The sequence below is a fragment of the Kitasatospora sp. NE20-6 genome, from assembly GCF_045862635.1.
On sequence record NZ_BPRL01000003.1, the window covers coordinates 71,726 to 89,347 of the forward strand.

Genomic DNA, 17,622 nt, shown 5'->3' on the forward strand with positions numbered 1-17,622 from the left:
CCTCCGGGGAGGTCGGGCCGCTGCCGGACGGCGGCAGCGCGCGGCCGGGCCCCCACTGCTAAAGTTGAGGCACGCCTCCACATTAACGGAGGTGCCCCTCCGGTTCAACCCGGTGTGCCCGAAGCGAGGTCCCCGTGCCCGAACAGGTCGTCGTCGGTGAGTTCCTCGCCGCCCAGCGCCCCCGCCGTGCCGACGCCGCACGCAACTTCGACGCCCTCCTCTCCGCCGCCCGCGAGGCCTTCGCCGAACACGGCGCCGAGGCCTCCCTGGAGGACATCGCCCGCCGGGCCGGCGTCGGCATCGGCACCCTCTACCGCAACTTCCCCACCCGTAGGCACCTCTTCGAGGCCGTCTACGCGAGCGAGGTCGACGACCTGGGCGTCGTCGCCGCCGGACTCGCCGGCGAACCCCCGTGGGAGGCGCTCACCGCCTGGCTCCGCCGCTTCGTCGCCTACGCCCTCACCAAGCGCGCCATCCGTGAGGCCCTGGAGGACGAGGAGACCGACGTCTTCCTGGCCTGCCGTCAGTCCATGTACGACGCGGGCGAGCCCCTGCTCCGCCGCGCCCAGGAGGCCGGCGTGGTGCGGCCGGACATGGGTATCGGCGACCTGCTGCGCCTCGTCTCCGGCATCACCTCCGTCGCCTTCCCCGACGAGGCCCGGCGCGACCACGTCCTCGGCATCGCCCTCGACGGCGTACGCGCCCGGCCGTGAGGGCCGCCTCCCCGGCGGGCGGGCGGACGTGTTCCGTGTGCGCCCAGGTCGGGGCAGGTTGTGGCGAGGTCATGCCATTCGATCGAGGCGCCGTTCCGCCATGTGGTCGCGGGCGGCGGCGGAGGGGGTGTGATCTCCGTCACCCCGGTCTGCGGGGGAGGCTCGGATCCGAGGTGACACCGAGGCTCTGGCCTGTGCGTTTCGGTGACCGGTGAAGACCGTGTGAGATCGCGGTGCTGTCGCTTCCGTCCGAGTTGATCTTGTTTTGGCAGCGTGTTCTGCGCTTGACTCCTCCGAGTGCCCGGGCCGGTGCCGGCCGGGTCCGCCGGTCGAGCGGGATGGTGAAGACCCCGTCCCTCTCGGGCGCCTGAAGCCGGATGAGATGGTGAGCACCATTGCGTACGAGGACTGACGGGCGCCCGTGCCCGCCCCGGGAGACGGCCACGCCGGACGGGGTGCCGCCGGACCGGGCCGGACAGGACACCTCCCGCCACCTCGTGCCCCGCCCCGTACGCGCCCTGGCAGGCACCCTCCCGCTCCTCGCGCTGACCGGCTGCGGGGCCGCCGCCGACGGCTCCGTGAGCCCCGGGGTGTGGGGCCCGGGACTCGCCGTGGGCGTGCTCGCCCTCGGCGGCACCGCACTCGGGATCCGCCGGGCCGCCGCACGGCGCCTGCGCGCGGCGCTCGACAAGGCCGACGCGGACCGTGACGCGCTCATCGCCAACGGCAGGGCCCAGATTTACGGCATGGCCACCGAGCGCCACGCACTGCTCGGCGAACGGGCCGAACTCGTCCGCCGCCTCACCGAGGCCGCCGAGGGACAGGCCGAACTCGCCCGGCTGCGCGACGAAGCCGCCGCCGAACAGCACCGGCTGATGCTCGAACTCGACGAGATCGCCCGCGAACGGGACGACCTGCAGGGCAGCGTCGACGCCACCTTCGTCAACCTCGCCATGCGGACGCTGACCCTGGTCGAGCGCCAACTCGTGCTCATCGAAGGGCTGGAGGGCCGCGAGGCCGACTCCGCCCAGCTGGAGAGCCTCTTCCGGCTCGACCACCTCGCCACCCGGATGCGCCGCAACAGCGAGAACATGCTGCTCCTCGCCGGCCTGGAGAACAGCCACCGCAGCCGCCAGGCCGTCTCCCTGCTCGACGTCGTCCGGGCGGCCGTCTCCGAGATCGAGCGCTACGAGCGGGTCAGGATCGGCTTCCTCGCCGCCGTGCGCCTCAGCGGCGCGGCCGCCGACGACACCAGCCACCTGCTCGCCGAACTGCTCGAGAACGCCACCGCCTTCACGCCCCCGCAGGACCAGGTCGAGGTCGGCGGCTGGCTCCTCGACAACGGCGAGGTCATGCTCTCCGTCGTCGACCGCGGCATCGGCATCCCCGCCGAGCGCCTGCGCCAGCTCAACGAGCAGCTCTCCGAGCCGGTCGAGCCCGTGCCCGACCGGCGGGACGCACTGCTCGCCGGGGCCCTGACCGGCCGCAGCATGGGCCTCTTCGTCGTGGCCCGGCTCGCCCGCCGGCACGGCATGCGCGTGCAGCTGCGGGAGAACGCCCAGGGCGGCGGCGTCACGGCGATGGTGGTCCTGCCGCGCGAAGCCCTGCTGCAGGACGCCGTCTCCACCTCCGACCTCGACGACCAGCGCCACGCGGAGCGCAGCGCTGCCGCCGAGGCCGAGCAGGGCCGCGCCGCCGAGCAGGCGGCCGCGCCCGCACCGCCGCCGGCCGCCCCGCGGGCGGCGACGTCCGCCCTGCCCGCGGCCCGGACCGGCGACGACGGGCCGCTGCCCGAACTGCCGCGCCGCAAGCCCGCCCGGACCTCCGGCCCGGCCCCGCAGGAGCCGGCCGGCGAGCACCGGCGGGCGGAGGAGGCCGAGGGACACGCGGACACCCGCACCAGCACCGCCGCCGCGCCCGCTGCGCCCGCTGCGCCTGCTGTACCCGCCGCGCCCACCGTGCCGTCCACGCCTGCCGCGCCCGCCCCCGGACTCCCGGTGACCTCGCGCGGGCTCCCGCGTCGCGTACCGAGCGGCAACGGCCTGCCCGGCACCGGTGAGGCACCCGTCTCCGGGCTGCGCCGGGTGGCCGTCGCGGCCGACCCGGCGGCCGACCTCCCGGCACGGGCCCCCGGACCGCAGGGCGCCGCCGAGGCCCCCCGCAAGCGCGGCATCTCGCCGGAGGAACTGCGGCGCCGCCTCGGCGGCTTCCAGGGCGGGCTCCAGCAGGCCGCGCGGGGGGAGCGGGCTCGGGGCACGGCCGGCGGAAGCGCCGCCGCGGGCGCGCGGGACGGATCCGGCGCGCAGGACGGCATCGGTGCGCGGGATGCGGGGAATGCAGGGGATGCCGCGGATGTCCGGGGGATCCGGGGGGTACGGCACGAAGGACCGGGGGCGATCGATGAGGGGCAGGATCGATGAGCAATCCCGTGAGGGGCGCGATCAGTGCCGAGGCCAGCAGTGTGCGCTGGCTGCTCGGCGACTTCCTCGGGTCGGTGCCCGGGGTCGAGGACGCCGTGGTGGTCTCCTCGGACGGCCTGCTGCTGGCCGACTCCCAGGACGGTGCCCGCGGCACTGAACTCGCGGCGATCGTCTCGGCGCTGGTCGGCCTGTCGACCGGTGTGTCGCGGGTGCTCGACCGCGGCGGGCTGAAGCGGGTCATGACGACGATGGACGAGGGCCATCTCGTCGTGATGGCGATCAGCGACGGGTCGTGCCTGGGGGTGTACGCCTCGCTCCGCTGCGACCTGGGCGTGCTGGCCTACCAGATGGCGCTGCTCGTGGAGCGCGCCGGGCACGCGCTGACGCCGCAGGTGCGCAGCGAACTCCAGCGGGCGATGGCCGTCCGGTGAAGCCGACGGAGGTGGGAGGCAGCGTGAGCGCCGGTGATACCGGATCGTCCCTGCAGGGCCAGGACTTCGGGGGGCGGCGCAGCGGCACCGTCCGGCGTGACCGCGGGCGGTCGTCCCGGGTGCGGCCGTACACCATCACCGGCGGCCGGACGCGGTTCCGGCAGGTCCTGCTGGTGGAGACCCTGGTGTCGGCGCTGAACCTGCCGGCCGACCGGGCCGACCGCAGCCTGCCCGAGCTCGCGGCCATCCACGAGCTGTGCCGTGGTCAGATGCGGTCGATCGCGGAGATCTCGGCGGTGCTGAGGATTCCGCTGGGCGTGGTCAAGGTGCTGGTCAGCGATCTGGCGGACCAGGGCGGCATCCGGGTGCACGGCACCCCTGCCGCGGAGGTGCAGGACGGAACGGTCGGGGCGACGGCCTCGAAGCGGGATCTGCTGGAGAAGGTGCTGGGTGGACTTCGCAAGCTCTGACGCCGGTGCGGGTGTGCCGGCGGGCATTCCCCTCACGGGCGGTAACGCCGTCTCCACCAAGATCGTGGTGGCGGGCGGGTTCGGCGTGGGCAAGACGACCTTCGTCCGGTCGGTCTCCGAGATACCGCCGCTCACGACCGAGGCCGTGATGACGCAGGCCGCCGCCGACGTCGACGACGTCAGCGGCACACCGGACAAGGTCACCACCACGGTGGCGATGGACTTCGGCCGGATCAGCCTGGAGTCCGACCTGGTGCTCTACCTGTTCGGCACGCCGGGGCAGGGCCGGTTCTGGTTCATGTGGGACGACCTCGTGCGCGGGGCCGTCGGCGCGGTCGTGCTGGCGGACACCCGTCGCCTGGCGGACTCCTTCCCCGCGCTGGACTACTTCGAGGCCAGCGGGCTGCCGTTCCTGGTGGCGGTGAACCAGTTCGACGACGCCCCGGTGTACTCGCCGGACGACGTCCGCGACTCCCTGGCGCTGAAGGACCACATCCCGGTGCTGGTCTTCGACGCCCGCGACCGGGCCGGTGTGGTGCAGGTGCTGACGGCCCTGGTGGTGCACGCGCTCGCCGAGGAGGAGCTCCCGGCGGGCCCGCTCCCCGCGGCGCCGTGACGACGTCCGACCAACGACACGAAGCAAGAAGGCAGGCAGCGATGCGCAGGATTTTGATCGTCGGGGCCGGACAGGCCGGGCTCCAGCTCGCGCTGGGGCTCCAGTCGCACGGTTACGACGTCACCGTGATGACCAACCGCACCGCGGACGAGATCCGCGACGGCCGGGTCATGTCGACCCAGTGCATGTTCGACACCGCGCTGCAGACCGAGCGCGACCTGGGCATCAACTTCTGGGAGGACGAGGCGCCCCGCATCGAGGGCCTCGGCGTCTCCGTGAGCGGTCCCGGGTCGGCCCGGGTGATCGACTGGGTCGGCCGGCTGGACGGCTACGCGCAGTCCGTCGACCAGCGCCTGAAGATGGCCGGCTGGCTCGACGCGTTCGCGCAGCGCGGCGGCCAGGTCGTGGTGCACGGCGTCGCGGTCTCCGACCTCGACTACTTCTCCCGCTCCTACGACCTGGTGCTGGTGGCCGCCGGCAAGGGCGAGCTGGTCTCGATGTTCGGCCGGGACGCCTCCCGTTCCCCGTACGACGCCCCGCAGCGTGCGCTCGCCGTCACGTACGTGCACGGCCTCGGCCCGCGTCCGGAGCACGACTTCCGCGCGGTGCGCTGCAACCTGGTGCCCGGTGTCGGCGAGCTCTTCGTCATGCCCAGCCTCACCGTCTCGGGCCCGTGCGACATCCTGTTCTGGGAGGGCGTCCCGGGCGGGCCGCTGGACGTCTTCGGCGACGTCAAGGACCCGCAGGAGCAGCTGCGGATCACCCTCGACCTGATGCGCACCTTCACGCCGTGGGAGTACGAGCGGGCTGCCGGGGGCGTCGAGCTGACCGACGCCGGCGCCACCCTCTCCGGGCGGTACGCCCCGGTCGTCCGCAACGCCGTCGGTGAACTCCCGGGCGGCGGGGCGGTGCTGGGCGTCGCGGACGTCGTCGTCGCCAACGACCCGATCACCGGCCAGGGTTCGAACAACGCGGCCAAGTGCGCCGCGGTGTACCTCGCGGCGATCCTGGAGCACGGCGACAAGCCGTTCGACCGCGACTTCATGCAGGCCGCCTTCGACCGCTACTGGGACGACGCGCAGCACGTCACCAAGTGGACGAACGCCATGCTGGCCCCGCCGCCGGAGCACGTGCTCAACCTGATCGGCGCGGCCGGCCAGCTGCCGCCCGTGGCGCACCGGTTCGCGAACGGCTTCAACGACCCGGCCGACTTCGAGCACTGGTTCTACGACCCGGAGAAGGCCGCCGCCTACCTGGGTTCGGTCGCTCCGGCGGGCTGACGGCCGCCGGCCCGCGCCTCTCCCCGCACGTGCGGAGGAGGCGCGGGCCCGCAGCCGTCCCGGGGCTGCCGCGGGGCGGTCAGACGGTGGCCGGTGCCGCCGGGCGGAGGACCGGGGTGGGCTGCCTGCGGGTGCGCCACTGCCGGACGGTGCCGTGCAGGCGCTGCACGGCGACGAGGGCGCCGGTCCGGCCGGCGAGGGTGAGGCGGTACTTGACGCGCAGCGGGGCGCCGAGACGGGCGATCCGCTCGGTGCCGATGGCGTGCAGCAGGCGGGTGACGTGCTGCTGGTAGGCGTCGCGGTACGGCCGGTCGCCGTCCGGTACGGACCAGAAGAACATCGGGATCTCCTCGACCAGCGCGTTGTGGTCGTAGGCGTGCAGGTGGGCGGCGAACTCCGGCTCCGGGCGGGCGAGGAGCCAGGCGCGGACGAGCTCCATCGAGCGGACCCGGTCGACGAGGCCGCGCGGATCGGTCCTGCGCTGGGTGATCGACCGGTCGGCGCCCTCGCGGACCCGCCAGTGGTAGACGTGGTCGGCGAGCACGTCGACCCGGTCGGCGAGGAAGTGGTGGGGCACGCTCACCGGGGCGTCCTCGTAGAGCATGCCCTCGGGGTAGAGGATGCCCGCGCGGTCGAAGAAGCTGCGGCGGTAGACCTTGTTCCAGGCGGTGCGGTCGGTGACCAGGGCGGGCGTCTCGCTGATGTGCGTCCGCAGCCGGGTCTCCCGGAACGGCCTGAGGTGGGCGTGGGACTGCTCGTACCCGCCCGCGCGCAGCCGCAGCGCGTTGCCGGCGGCGAAGTCGGAGCCGGTGGCGTCCAGGGTGTCGACCATCAGCCGGTAGGCGTGCGGCGGCAGGGTGTCGTCGCTGTCGACGAACGCCAGGTACTCCGTGCCGTCGGCGATGTGGCGGTAGCCGGTGTTGCGGGCCGCGCCGAGCCCCTGGTTCTCCTGCCGGACGAGCCGGAAGCGCGGGTCACGGGCGGCGTACGCCTCGGCGATCGCCGGGCCGGAGTCGGTCGAGCCGTCGTCGACCATCACGCACTCCAGATCCGTGAGGGTCTGGGCGGCGATCGAGTCGAGGCACGCGGCCAGGTAGGGCTCGACGTTGTGGATCGGGACGACCACGGAGAGACGGGGGGCCATCGGCGTCGCGGCGCCTTTCCTCGGGGGCGGGCGACCGCCCGGCGACCGGCCGCAGGGGCGGCCGGTCCCAGGCTGCCCGTCCGAGGTGACGTCCTTCCCGGGGCTGGGCCAACGGAGGGTTGCGCGGCAGGGACGGCCCGCCGTCGGCCCGGCGCGCCGGGGTTCACCCGGGGTCGTCGGTCACCCGGTCGTCCGGCTGCACCCGGTCGTCCGGCTGCGCCCGGTGCAGGCCGAGCCCGGGGAGGTGGCCGGTGCGGACGGTGCCGTCCGTGCCGCCGATGCCCCGCCAGGGGTCGTGGGCGAGCAGGAGGTGGCCGTCGAGGTCGGCCCAGTGGGCGTGGTCGGCGAGGTGCACGGCGGGGGCGATGCCCAGGGAGCTCGCCGTCAGGCAGCCGAGCATGATGCGGGTGCCGCTGCCCTGCAGGGCGTCGCAGATCCGCAGGGCGGCCGTGACGCCGCCGCACTTGGCGAGTTTGACGTTGACGCCGTGCACCCGGCCGGCGAGGCGGAGCACGTCCTCGTGGGTGACGGCGTCCTCGTCGGCGACGACCGGCAGCGGGGAGCGCGCGGCGAGGGCGGCGAGCAGGTCGGGACGGCCCGGGGCGACGGGCTGTTCCACGGCCTCGACGCCGAGGGCGGCGAACCCGGCGAGCAGGCGGGGCGTCTCCTCGGCCGTCCAGCCGCCGTTCGGGTCGAGCAGCAGCCGCACCCCGGGGGCGGCGTCGCGGACGGCCCGGACGCGGGCGAGGTCGTCGGCGCGGTCGGGGGAGCCGGCCTTGACCTTGAGCAGGGTGAAGCCGGCGGCGGCCAGCCGGGCGGCCTCGGCGGCGGCCCGGTGCGGCGGGGTGATGCCGATGGTGCGGGCGGTGGCGGTGGACGGCGGCGCGGCGGCGCCGAGCAGCCGGTGCACGGGCAGCCCGGCTCGGTGCCCCGCGAGGTCGAGGAGGGCGGCCTCGACGGCGGCCAGCACACCGGCCGGGAGGCTCTCGAAGTGTGCTGCTCCGTCGCGGAGTTCGGCGAGCGCGGTCTCCGGGTCGGGGAGCCGGGCGAGGGCCGGGGCGAGGCCGGCGAGGGCGCGGCGGATGCGGTCGGCGGGGAGGCCGAGGTACGGGCTGGCGACGGCCTCGCCGTGGCCGGTGAGGCCGTCGTGGTGGAGGGTGACCTCGACGGCGTCGCGGGCGGCCATGACCGAGCGGGAGATGCGCAGCGGTTCGGTGAGCCGCAGGTGCACGGTGCGGGCGTGGAGCCTCACGGCCTGGCCTCCCGGGAGGGGTCGGGTGTGCGGCAGAGGGCCCGGCCGCCGACCTCGGCGGCGCCGGGGTGCGGGATCTCGGCGGGGTGGGTGGCCGTCCGGGCGGGGTGCAGTCCGCGGGTCCGGCAGAAGGCGTCGTCGTGGACGGTGCCGAGGTGGCGGTGCGGACCGTCGGGGAAGACGGTGGCGACGCGCTGCCCGGCGGGGTCGGGGCCGAGGGCGCCGGTGCGGGCGCGGTCGGTGAGGGTGGCGAGGGTCAGCACGCGGGGGCCGCCGCCCGGTCGGCGTGCGGCAGGAGGCTGCTCATGGAGCCCACCCGGCTCTCGACGACCAACAGATGTGCCACGGGCCTGCCTCTCGGTTCGCGGGCACGGCGGTGCCGAGGGAGAACTTAGCGAGATCGGTTTTCATTTTCAACAGCTGTCCGGAGTGTCCCCCCGCCCGGCGCCCCGGCGGGTCCGGAGGGCGAGATCTCCGCGGCTCGACCCAGGGTCCTGTCGAGCGGGGGCCGCCCAGGAGATATCTTGATGTCGAGCAATGTTGCAGACGTGGAGCGGAGCACCCGGTGACTGACTCGACCATCATCTACACCCACACCGACGAGGCCCCGGCCTTGGCGACGTATTCGTTCCTGCCCGTCGTGAAGGCCTACGCCTCGACGGCCGGGGTCGGCGTGGAGAGCCGCGACATCTCCCTGGCGGGCCGGATCATCGCGAGCTTCCCGGAGTACCTCCAGGAGGAGCAGCGCATCGAGGACGCGCTCGCCGAGCTCGGTGAGCTCGCCAAGACGCCGGGCGCGAACATCATCAAGCTGCCCAACGTCTCGGCCTCGATCCCGCAGCTCAAGGCGGCCGTCGCCGAGCTCCAGCAGCAGGGCTACGCGCTGCCGGACTACCCGGACGACCCGAAGAGCGACGAGGACAAGGACGTCCGCGCGCGCTACGACAAGATCAAGGGCAGCGCCGTCAACCCCGTCCTGCGCGAGGGCAACTCCGACCGCCGGGCCCCCGCCTCGGTCAAGAACTACGCCAAGGCGCACCCGCACCGCATGGGTGCCTGGACGGCCGACTCGAAGACCGACGTCGCCACCATGGGCGCCGACGACTTCCGCTCCACCGAGAAGTCCGCGGTCGTCGCCGAGGCGGGCGCGCTCCGCATCGAGCTGGTCGCCGAGGACGGCACCACCACCGTGCTGCGCGAGTCCGTCAAGGTGCTCGCCGGCGAGGTCGTCGACGCCTCGGTCATGCGGGTCGCCGCGCTCCGCGAGTTCCTCGCCGCGCAGGTCGTCCGCGCCAAGGCCGAGGGCGTGCTCTTCTCCGTGCACCTCAAGGCCACGATGATGAAGGTCTCCGACCCGATCGTCTTCGGCCACGTCGTGCGCGCCTTCTTCCCGAAGACCTTCGCCGCCTACGGCGAGACCCTGGCCGCGGCCGGCCTGAGCCCCAACGACGGCCTCGGCGGCATCCTCAAGGGCCTGGAGGCGCTGCCCGAGGGCGACGCGATCAAGGCCTCCTTCGACGCCGAGCTCGCCGAGGGCCCCGCCCTCGCGATGGTCGACTCCGACCGCGGCATCACCAACCTGCACGTGCCGAGCGACGTCATCGTCGACGCCTCGATGCCGGCCATGATCCGCACCTCCGGCCACATGTGGGGCCCGGACGGCGCCGAGGCCGACACCCTGGCCGTGCTGCCGGACAGCAGCTACTCCGGCGTCTACCAGGTCGTCATCGACGACTGCCGCGCCCACGGCGCCTTCGACCCGGCCACCATGGGCTCCGTGCCCAACGTCGGCCTGATGGCGCAGAAGGCCGAGGAGTACGGCAGCCACGACAAGACCTTCGAGATCGCCGCCGCGGGCACCGTCCGCGTCGTCGACGCCGCGGGCGAGGCCGTGCTGGAGCAGCAGGTCGCCGCCGGCGACATCTTCCGCATGTGCCAGACCAAGGACGCGCCGATCCAGGACTGGGTCAAGCTCGCCGTGGGCCGCGCCCGCGCCACCGGCAACCCGGCCGTCTTCTGGCTCGACGCCGAGCGCGCGCACGACGCCCAGCTGATCGGGAAGGTCCGGGCGTACCTGCCGCAGCACGACACCGAGGGCCTGCAGATCGAGATCCTCTCCCCGGTCGAGGCGACCGCGTTCTCCCTGGAGCGCATCCGCCGCGGCGAGGACACCATCTCCGTCACCGGCAACGTGCTCCGCGACTACCTGACCGACCTCTTCCCGATCCTGGAGCTGGGCACCAGCGCCAAGATGCTGTCGGTCGTCCCGCTGATGAACGGCGGCGGCCTCTTCGAGACCGGTGCCGGCGGCTCCGCCCCGAAGCACGTCCAGCAGCTGGTCAAGGAGAACTACCTGCGCTGGGACAGCCTGGGCGAGTTCCTCGCGCTCGCGGTCAGCTTCGAGCACCTCGCGCAGACCACCGGCAACGCCCGCGCCCAGGTGCTCGCCGACACCCTCGACCGCGCCACCGCGACCTTCCTCAACGAGGACAAGTCGCCGAGCCGCCGCCTCGGCGGCATCGACAACCGCGGCAGCCACTTCTACCTCGCCCTCTACTGGGCCCAGGAGCTGGCGCAGCAGACCGCGGACGCGCAGCTCGCCGAGGCCTTCGCCGCGCTGGCGAAGACCCTCGCCGAGCAGGAGGCGACCATCGTCGCCGAGCTGATCGCGGTGCAGGGCTCGCCGGTCGAGATCGGCGGCTACTACCAGCCCGACCCGGCCAGGGCCGCGGCCGTCATGCGCCCGTCGGAGACGTTCAACCAGGCGCTCGCGCTCCTGGGCTGACGCTCCCCGCACGCAGCCGTGGGCCCCACCCGGACGGGTGGGGCCCACGGGCGTTCCCGGGCCCGGCGGCGGCCCCGGCGGCGGCGCGCGGTCACCCGGCCCCGGTGAACGTCCGCGAGCCGTGCAGCCACGCCACCGCGTCGTACAGGCCCTCCGTGCCGTACCCGGCGAGCCGCTCGTTGCGGGCCTTCGCCGCGTCGCCCGCCGGGTGGTACAGCTGCCGGCCCATCTCGCGGGCCACCAGCTGCGCCCGGGCCGTACGGCCGCGCCGCAGCGCCGCGTACCGCAGCAGGGCGCCGGCGGGGTCGGCGGCCCCGGCACCGCCGAGCAGGCCGCCCAGGACGACCGCGTCCTCCAGGGCCGTGCAGGCGCCCTGGGCGGCGTACTGCAGCATCGGGTGGGCGGCGTCGCCGAGCAGGGCGACCCGGCCGTCGGTCCAGGTGTCGACGGGGTCGCGGTCGCACAGCACCCAGCGGCGCCACTCCTCGCCGAGTTCGAGCAGGGCACGGGCGGTCGCCCCCAGGTCGGGGAACTCGCCGAGCACGTGCGCGCGCTCCGCCGGCACGCCGGCGACGGCCTCGGCCGCGCCGTCGTCCCGGGTGGCGGCCAGGTTGAGGAACGCGCCGCCGCCGATGGGGTAGTGCACGAAGTGCCACTTCGGCCCGGCCCACAGGGTGACGGTGTTCCACCGCAGCTCCGGCGGCACCCGGTCCATCGGGATCACCGAGCGGTAGATGGTGTGCCCGGACACCCGCGGCTCCCCGTCGCCGAGCAGCTGCTCGCGGACGGCCGACCGGATGCCGTCGGCGCCGATCAGCACGTCGCCGGTGAACCGCCCGCCGTCGTCGGTGACGGCGGTGGCCGGGCCGCCGTCCTGCGCGTACCCCACGACGCGGTGGCCGCCGAGCAGGCGGATGCCCTCGTGCGCCCGGCAGGCGTCGAGCAGCGGCTGGTAGAGGTCGCCGCGGTGCACGACCGCGTACGGGTTGCCGAAGCGCTCCCGGTAGGCGCCGGTGAGGGGCATCGCGGTGACGCGCTCGCCGGTGGTGCCGTCCATGAACCGCAGCTCGTCGATGAAGACGGCGCGGTCGCGGACGGCGTCGCCCACCCCGAGCCGGTCGAGCGCGTGGAAGGCGTTCGGGCCGAGCTGGATGCCCGCGCCGAGCTCGGCGAACTCCTCCCGGCGCTCCAGCACCGTCACCCGGTGCCCGGCCGCCGCGACGGCGACGGCCGCGGCGAGCCCGCCGATGCCGCCGCCGGCGATCACTGTCTCCGTCATCGCTGTCGGTCTCCTCTCGGTGCGAACGGTCGGTGCGGCCTGCCGGGCGGGCCGGCAGGGGCGGGACGTCCGGAAGGGGCGGAGCGGCCGGGGGCGGGTACGGGCGTCACGGGTACGGGCGCCACCGGAGGGCTCACCCCTCCCACAGCAGGCCGCGCCCGCCGAGCGCGGCGGCCTCGAAGACGCCCTCGACGGTCGCCTCCACGTCGAAGGCGAGCCGGACGGCCGGCGGCCCGCCGATCAGCTCCGCCGCCCGCGGCGGCAGCTCGACGGCCGCGTGCTCCGCGGACTCGGCGGACTCCCACAGGAAGACCGCGCCCCAGCGGCCGGCGGCCCGGTCGGAGATCCAGAACTTCAGCCGCAGCCCCGGCACGGCCGCGTACCGGTTGACGGCCTCGTCGCGCAGGAACTCCCGCAGCGACTCGACGGTCTGCGGCGACCCCGCGAGGTCCCACCAGGCGATCACGGCGTGCACGACTGCAGCACCCCCGTCATCAGACCGGCGAGGATCCGCACGCCGTCGTCGGTCAGCACCGACTCCGGGTGGAACTGCACCGAGGCGAAACCCCGGCCGCGCAGGGCGTGCACCTCGCCGCCCACGGTGTCCCGGCTCACCTCGACGCTGCCGAACTCCGGGTGCTCGACGAGGTCGTGGGCGCTGCGCGCGGCGAACGTGTTGTAGAAGCCCACCTGCTCGGTGCGGCCGAAGAGGTCGATGCCGCGCCGCACGCCCTGGGCGGGCGCGTCCCGGCGGACGAGGTCGAGGCCGAGCCGCGCGCTCAGCACCTGGTGGCTCAGGCAGACCGCGACGAACGGCAGCCGCTGCGCGAGCCGTTCGCCGACGGCCGCCGCGAGGTGCGCGATCTTGGGGTGGGCGGCATCCCGCGGGTCGCCCGGTCCGGGGCCGAACAGCAGCAGGTCGTAGCCGTCGGTGCGGTAGGGCTCGTCGAAGCGCCGGACGGTCACCTCCAGCCCGGTGGAGCCGAGTTGCTGGGCCAGCATGGAGGTGAAGGTGTCCTCCGCGTCGACCACGAGCACCCGCCGGCCGGCGAGTCCGGCCACCGGCTCCGCCCGGTCGACGGGGCGGCGCAGCCAGAAGTCGGCGATGGTGTCGTTGCGGCGGCCCAGCACCTCCCGCACCTCCGGGTGGTCGGCGAACCGCCGGGTGCCGCCGTCCTCCAGGGCCGCGAGGAGCCCCGCGGCCTTCGCCCGGGTCTCCGCGACCTCGCCCCACGGGTCGGAGTGGCGCACCAGCGTCGCGCCGACCCCGATGCGCAGCCGGCCGGCCGCGCTGATGTCGGCGGTCCTGATCATGATCGCCGAGTCGAGGGTGCGGCCGCCCAGTTCGTCGCGGCCGATCAGCGCGAGGACGCCGCTGTAGTAGCCGCGCCCCTCCGGCTCGTACCGGCTGATCACCCGGCAGGCGCTCTCCAGCGGCGAGCCCGTCACGGTCGGGGCGAACAGCGTCTCGCGCAGGATCTCCCGGACGTCCCGCGAGGAGCGGCCCTCGATGAAGTACTCGGTGTGCGCGAGCCGCGCCATCTCCTTGAGGTACGGGCCGGTGACCCGGCCGCCGCCCTCGCAGATCCGGGCCATCATCTTCAGTTCCTCGTCGACGACCATGTACAGCTCGTCGGCCTCCTTGCGGTCGGCGAGGAAGTCCAGCACGCCCGCGAGGTCCGGGCCGGCCGCGGGGTAGCGGTAGGTGCCGCTGATCGGGTTCATCACGGCGGTGCCGCCGCGCAGGCTGACGTGCCGCTCCGGGCTCGCCCCCACGAACGTCCGCTCGCCGGTGTGCACCAGGAACGTCCAGTACGCGCCGGTCTCGCGCTGCAGCAGCCGCCGCAGGAACGACAGCGCGGTGCGCGGCGTGCAGTCGGTGATGTCGGCGACGAACGACCGCTTCACCACGAAGTTCGCGCCCTCGCCGCTGCCGATCTCCCGGTCGATCACCTCCCGCACCAGGGCGGCGTACTGCGCGTCGTCCACGTCGAAGCGCCCGTCCTGCAGCGTCACCGGGTCGTCGGGCAGCCGGTGCAGTGCCTCCTGCAGCGGCACCGAGGCCTGCTCGTGCACGGTCATGGCGAGCAGCGGTTCGCGGTCGTCGTTGACGGCGTAGCCGCGCTCCGCGATCTGCCGGTACGGCAGCACCGCCAGCACCTGGTGGCGGCCGCCGCCGTCGCCCTCCGGCACCGGGATGTCGCCGATCCGGCCGACGTCGCCGACCTCCCCGAGCAGCACCTCCAGCACGTCGCCGCCGGCCGACTCCGGGCGGTACAGCAGGGCGTACGCCGACCGGGTGCCCGTCAGCACGTCGTCCAGCAGGTCAGTGGCACGGGCCGGCGCGGTCACCGCCGCCCCCCGTGGGCGACCAGTCCGGTGGCGAGGGCGTCCGCCACGGCGGCGGTCGTGGTCACGACCGCGCACCGCTCGGCCGCGTACGCCAGCGCCTGCTGGTGGTAGGCCGCGGAGAAGTCGGCGACCGCGTCGGCGACGAGGAAGGTCTCGATGTCGTTGGTGAAGGCATCGACCGCGCTCATCAGCACGCCGACGTGCGCGTACACCCCGCACACGACGAGCTGGTCGCGTCCGGCGCGGCGCAGCCGCTCCAGCAGGTCGGTGCGGAAGAACGCGCTGTACCGCCACTTGGTGAACACCCAGTCGTCCTCGACGGGTTCGAGCGGGTCGACCACCTTGCGGTCCTCCGGGGCGACCCGCATGCCGGGGCCCCAGAAGTCCTTCAGCAGCCCGCGGTCGGTGTCCGACATCCCGCCGGGCTGCGCGGTGTACGCGACCGGCACGCCGCGCCGGGCGGCCTCCTCGCGCAGCCGGACGGCGTTGCGCAGCAGGGCGTCGCCGGGCTCGGCGGGCAGCGGCTGCAGGAAGTAGCGCTGCATGTCGTGCAGGAGCAGTACGGCCCGGTCGGGGTCGACCGTCCAGCGGGCGGTGGAGGCCGGCAGGTCGGTCGCGGCGGGCATCGGGTAAGGGGTGATGGCGGGCAGGCCGGCCATGGGGTCCTCTCTGCGGAGCGGGGATGCGGACAAAGACAGGGGCGGTGCGGGACTTCGGCCGTAAGGCCGTCAGACGCCCAGCGCGGCGCCGCCGTCGACGGTGAGGTCGTGCAGGGTGATGTGCGCGGCCCGGTCGGACAGCAGGAACGCGACGGCGTCGGCGACGTCGGCGGGCCGGGCCAGCCGCCCGAGCGGGATACCGACCCGGAACGCCTCGGGCACGCCCTCGACGGACACCTTGGAGCCGTCCGTGTCGTGCCACATCGCGGTGAGCATCGGGGTGTCGGTGGAGCCGGGCGCGACGACGTTGCAGCGGATGCCGTACTGCGCGACCTCCAGGCCGAGGCACTTGGTGAACATCGTCGCCGCCGCCTTGGACGCGGCGTACGCGGCCATGTCCTGGCGGGCGGTGCCCGCGGCGTTCGACGCGACGGTGACCACCGCGCCGGACCGCCGGGGCACCATCCGGGCGACGACCGCCCGCGAGACGTGGAACACGCCGGTGGTGTTCACCGCGAACGTCGCGGCCCAGTCGTCGTCCGTGAGGTCGACGGCCCTGGCCAGCCGCAGCACCCCGGCCGCGTTGACCAGATCGGTGAGAGGGCCGAGGCGCCGCTCGACCTCGTCGACGGTGCGTTCCACCGCGGCGGACGAGGTGACGTCGCACGGGAAGGCCTCGGCCCGCAGGCCGTCGGCCGTCACCTCGGCGACGACCTGCGCGAGCCGGTCCGGATCGCGGTCGACCGCTGCCACGGTGACGCCGCGCGCGGCGAGGTCGCGGACGACCGCGGCCCCGATGCCGCCGGCCGCGCCGGTGACGAGGGCGGTTTTCTCCGTCATGTGCTGCTGACCTCCGGGTCGGCCGCGCCGTGGGCGCGGCGAGGGACGGCAGGGGCGGTACGGGCAGTGCAGGCGGTGCAGGCGGTACGGGTGCGCAGGGGTGGGGCAGGCAGGACGCGGGTGGTGCGGTGCTGCCGCGGACGGGCGGCGGTACCGTGCCGGGACCGGGACGGTTCAGCCGCGCCAGGCGGAGGCGACCGTCACGGCCTGCCCGGGGTTCAGCCGCGGATCGCAGAAGCTCGTGTACTTCAGGCCGACCTCGTGCAGCCGCGAGTGGTCGCGCACGCACTCGGTGACCTCGGACGGCGTGGTCTCCAGGTGCAGGCCGCCGGCGGTGCCGCCGCTCTCGGTGACGGCGGTGTGGAACTCCTCGACCTCGTGCACGACGGTCTCCACCAGCCGGGTCTTGAGGCCGTCCGGCGCGGTCAGGGTGTTGCCGTGCATCGGGTCGGTCAGCCAGATGACGGGGTGCCCGGCGGCGCGGACGGCGGCCACCAGCGGGGGCAGCCGGTCGGCGACGGCCGCACTGCCCATCCGGGCGATCAGGGTGAGCCGGCCGGGCACGTGGTCGGGGTCGAGCCGTTCGCACAGGGCGAGGAGCTCGTCCGTGTCCGCCGTGGGGCCGACCTTCACCGACACCGGGTTGGCGACGGCGGCGAGCATCGCCACGTGGGCGCCGTCGACCTGGCGGGTGCGCTCGCCGATCCACGGCCAGTGGGTGGAGGTGAGCAGCAGCCGGCCGTCCGGCTGGCGGCGCAGCTGGGGCAGTTCGTAGTCCAGCAGCAGCGCCTCGTGGCTGGTCCACACCTCGCCGTCGATCCGGGCGGCGGTGCGTCCCGTACGCCAGCCGAGGTGGCCCATGACCTCGGCCGCGGCGTGGTAGCCGGTGAGCATGCGGCGCGGGTCGGGGCGGCGCAGCTCGGGGTCGGGCTCCGGCGAGTTCACCATGTGGCCGCGGTAGACGGGGAGTTCGACTCCTCCGACGGTCTCGGTGGGGCTGGAGCGCGGCTTGGCGTACTGGCCGGCGAGGCGGCCGACCCGCAGGACCGGCTTGTGGGAGATCATCTTCATCGCCCCGGCCAGCATGTCCAGCAGCCCGGCCCGGCGGGCGACCTCGCCCGGTGTCGTCTCGGCCCAGTCCTCGGCGCAGTCGCCGGTCTGCACGATCTGGATCCGGCCGCCGGCCGCCTCCGCCAGGTGCTCGCGCAGGGTGTCGGTCTCCGCAGGTGTCACGAGGGGCGGGAGCATGCCGAGTTCCTCCCGCACGGCGGGTAGCTCCGGATGCTCCGCCCAGTCCGGCTGCTGACGGGCGGGCAGAGAGCGGATGAATGCATGGACTCTGTTCAAGGGGTGCCTCCCTGGAAGTGGTCTGGGAACGACT

Annotated in this window: 16 protein-coding genes; 7 read left to right on the plus strand and 9 right to left on the minus strand. The window is 74.5% G+C overall.

All coding sequences use genetic code 11. The features are described from left to right. Positions 1–134: 134 nt before the first annotated feature. From SNE206_RS02640 to SNE206_RS02665, 6 genes are all read left to right on the plus strand, one after another. Positions 135–713: a TetR/AcrR family transcriptional regulator gene (locus SNE206_RS02640; protein WP_407911673.1), complete on the plus strand. Its 579-nt coding sequence runs from the start codon at positions 135–137 to the stop codon at positions 711–713. A gap of 455 nt (positions 714–1,168) precedes the next feature. Continuing rightward, positions 1,169–3,133: a sensor histidine kinase gene (locus SNE206_RS02645; protein ID WP_407911674.1), complete on the plus strand. Its 1,965-nt coding sequence runs from the start codon at positions 1,169–1,171 to the stop codon at positions 3,131–3,133. Beyond that, the gene (locus SNE206_RS02650; RefSeq protein WP_407911675.1) at positions 3,130–3,564 is read left to right on the plus strand and encodes a roadblock/LC7 domain-containing protein; all 435 of its coding nucleotides are present in this window, start codon (positions 3,130–3,132) and stop codon (positions 3,562–3,564) included. The genes SNE206_RS02645 and SNE206_RS02650 overlap by 4 nt, the downstream gene beginning before the upstream one ends. Positions 3,565–3,614: 50 nt before the next feature. Next, positions 3,615–4,034, plus strand: a complete 420-nt coding sequence (locus tag SNE206_RS02655; protein ID WP_407911972.1) for a DUF742 domain-containing protein — start codon at positions 3,615–3,617, stop codon at positions 4,032–4,034. Next, positions 4,015–4,650, plus strand: a complete 636-nt coding sequence (locus SNE206_RS02660) for a GTP-binding protein (protein WP_407911676.1) — start codon at positions 4,015–4,017, stop codon at positions 4,648–4,650. Before SNE206_RS02655 ends, SNE206_RS02660 begins: the two co-directional genes overlap by 20 nt. Positions 4,651–4,691: 41 nt before the next feature. Further along, positions 4,692–5,930: a styrene monooxygenase/indole monooxygenase family protein gene (locus tag SNE206_RS02665; RefSeq protein ID WP_407911677.1), complete on the plus strand. Its 1,239-nt coding sequence runs from the start codon at positions 4,692–4,694 to the stop codon at positions 5,928–5,930. Between the two features lie 79 nt (positions 5,931–6,009). Here SNE206_RS02665 and SNE206_RS02670 read toward each other — a convergent pair whose 3' ends face one another. The 3 genes from SNE206_RS02670 to SNE206_RS02680 form a co-directional block, all read right to left on the minus strand. Further along, on the minus strand, positions 6,010–7,074 hold the full coding sequence (locus tag SNE206_RS02670; RefSeq protein ID WP_407911678.1) for a glycosyltransferase family 2 protein: 1,065 nt from the start codon (positions 7,072–7,074) through the stop codon (positions 6,010–6,012). Between the two features lie 163 nt (positions 7,075–7,237). Further along, positions 7,238–8,326: a dipeptide epimerase gene (locus tag SNE206_RS02675; RefSeq protein ID WP_407911679.1), complete on the minus strand. Its 1,089-nt coding sequence runs from the start codon at positions 8,324–8,326 to the stop codon at positions 7,238–7,240. Further along, positions 8,323–8,589: a hypothetical protein gene (locus tag SNE206_RS02680; RefSeq protein WP_407911680.1), complete on the minus strand. Its 267-nt coding sequence runs from the start codon at positions 8,587–8,589 to the stop codon at positions 8,323–8,325. The genes SNE206_RS02675 and SNE206_RS02680 overlap by 4 nt, the downstream gene beginning before the upstream one ends. Before the next feature lie 302 nt (positions 8,590–8,891). Here SNE206_RS02680 and SNE206_RS02685 point away from each other — a divergent pair, with 302 nt between their 5' ends. Beyond that, on the plus strand, positions 8,892–11,111 hold the full coding sequence (locus SNE206_RS02685; RefSeq protein WP_407911681.1) for an NADP-dependent isocitrate dehydrogenase: 2,220 nt from the start codon (positions 8,892–8,894) through the stop codon (positions 11,109–11,111). A gap of 91 nt (positions 11,112–11,202) precedes the next feature. Here SNE206_RS02685 and SNE206_RS02690 read toward each other — a convergent pair whose 3' ends face one another. The 6 genes from SNE206_RS02690 to SNE206_RS02715 form a co-directional block, all read right to left on the minus strand. After that, positions 11,203–12,390 (minus strand): 3-hydroxybenzoate 6-monooxygenase, encoded by a 1,188-nt coding sequence (locus tag SNE206_RS02690; RefSeq protein ID WP_407911682.1) that lies wholly within the window; start codon positions 12,388–12,390, stop codon positions 11,203–11,205. Between the two features lie 133 nt (positions 12,391–12,523). Beyond that, on the minus strand, positions 12,524–12,865 hold the full coding sequence (locus SNE206_RS02695; RefSeq protein ID WP_407911683.1) for a hypothetical protein: 342 nt from the start codon (positions 12,863–12,865) through the stop codon (positions 12,524–12,526). Next, positions 12,853–14,742 (minus strand): anthranilate synthase family protein, encoded by a 1,890-nt coding sequence (locus SNE206_RS02700; protein ID WP_407911684.1) that lies wholly within the window; start codon positions 14,740–14,742, stop codon positions 12,853–12,855. Before SNE206_RS02700 ends, SNE206_RS02695 begins: the two co-directional genes overlap by 13 nt. Beyond that, positions 14,739–15,401 carry an isochorismatase family protein gene (locus SNE206_RS02705; RefSeq protein WP_407911685.1) on the minus strand — a complete coding sequence of 221 codons (663 nt, stop codon included), beginning with the start codon at positions 15,399–15,401 and terminating at the stop codon, positions 14,739–14,741. The genes SNE206_RS02700 and SNE206_RS02705 overlap by 4 nt, the downstream gene beginning before the upstream one ends. A 69-nt stretch (positions 15,402–15,470) precedes the next feature. Beyond that, a complete protein-coding gene (locus SNE206_RS02710) occupies positions 15,471–16,241 on the minus strand; it encodes a 2,3-dihydro-2,3-dihydroxybenzoate dehydrogenase (protein ID WP_407911686.1) in 771 nt (256 codons plus the stop codon). A 174-nt stretch (positions 16,242–16,415) separates the two neighbouring features. Then, the gene (locus SNE206_RS02715) at positions 16,416–17,588 is read right to left on the minus strand and encodes a 3-deoxy-7-phosphoheptulonate synthase (protein WP_407911687.1); all 1,173 of its coding nucleotides are present in this window, start codon (positions 17,586–17,588) and stop codon (positions 16,416–16,418) included. Positions 17,589–17,622 lie beyond the last annotated feature (34 nt).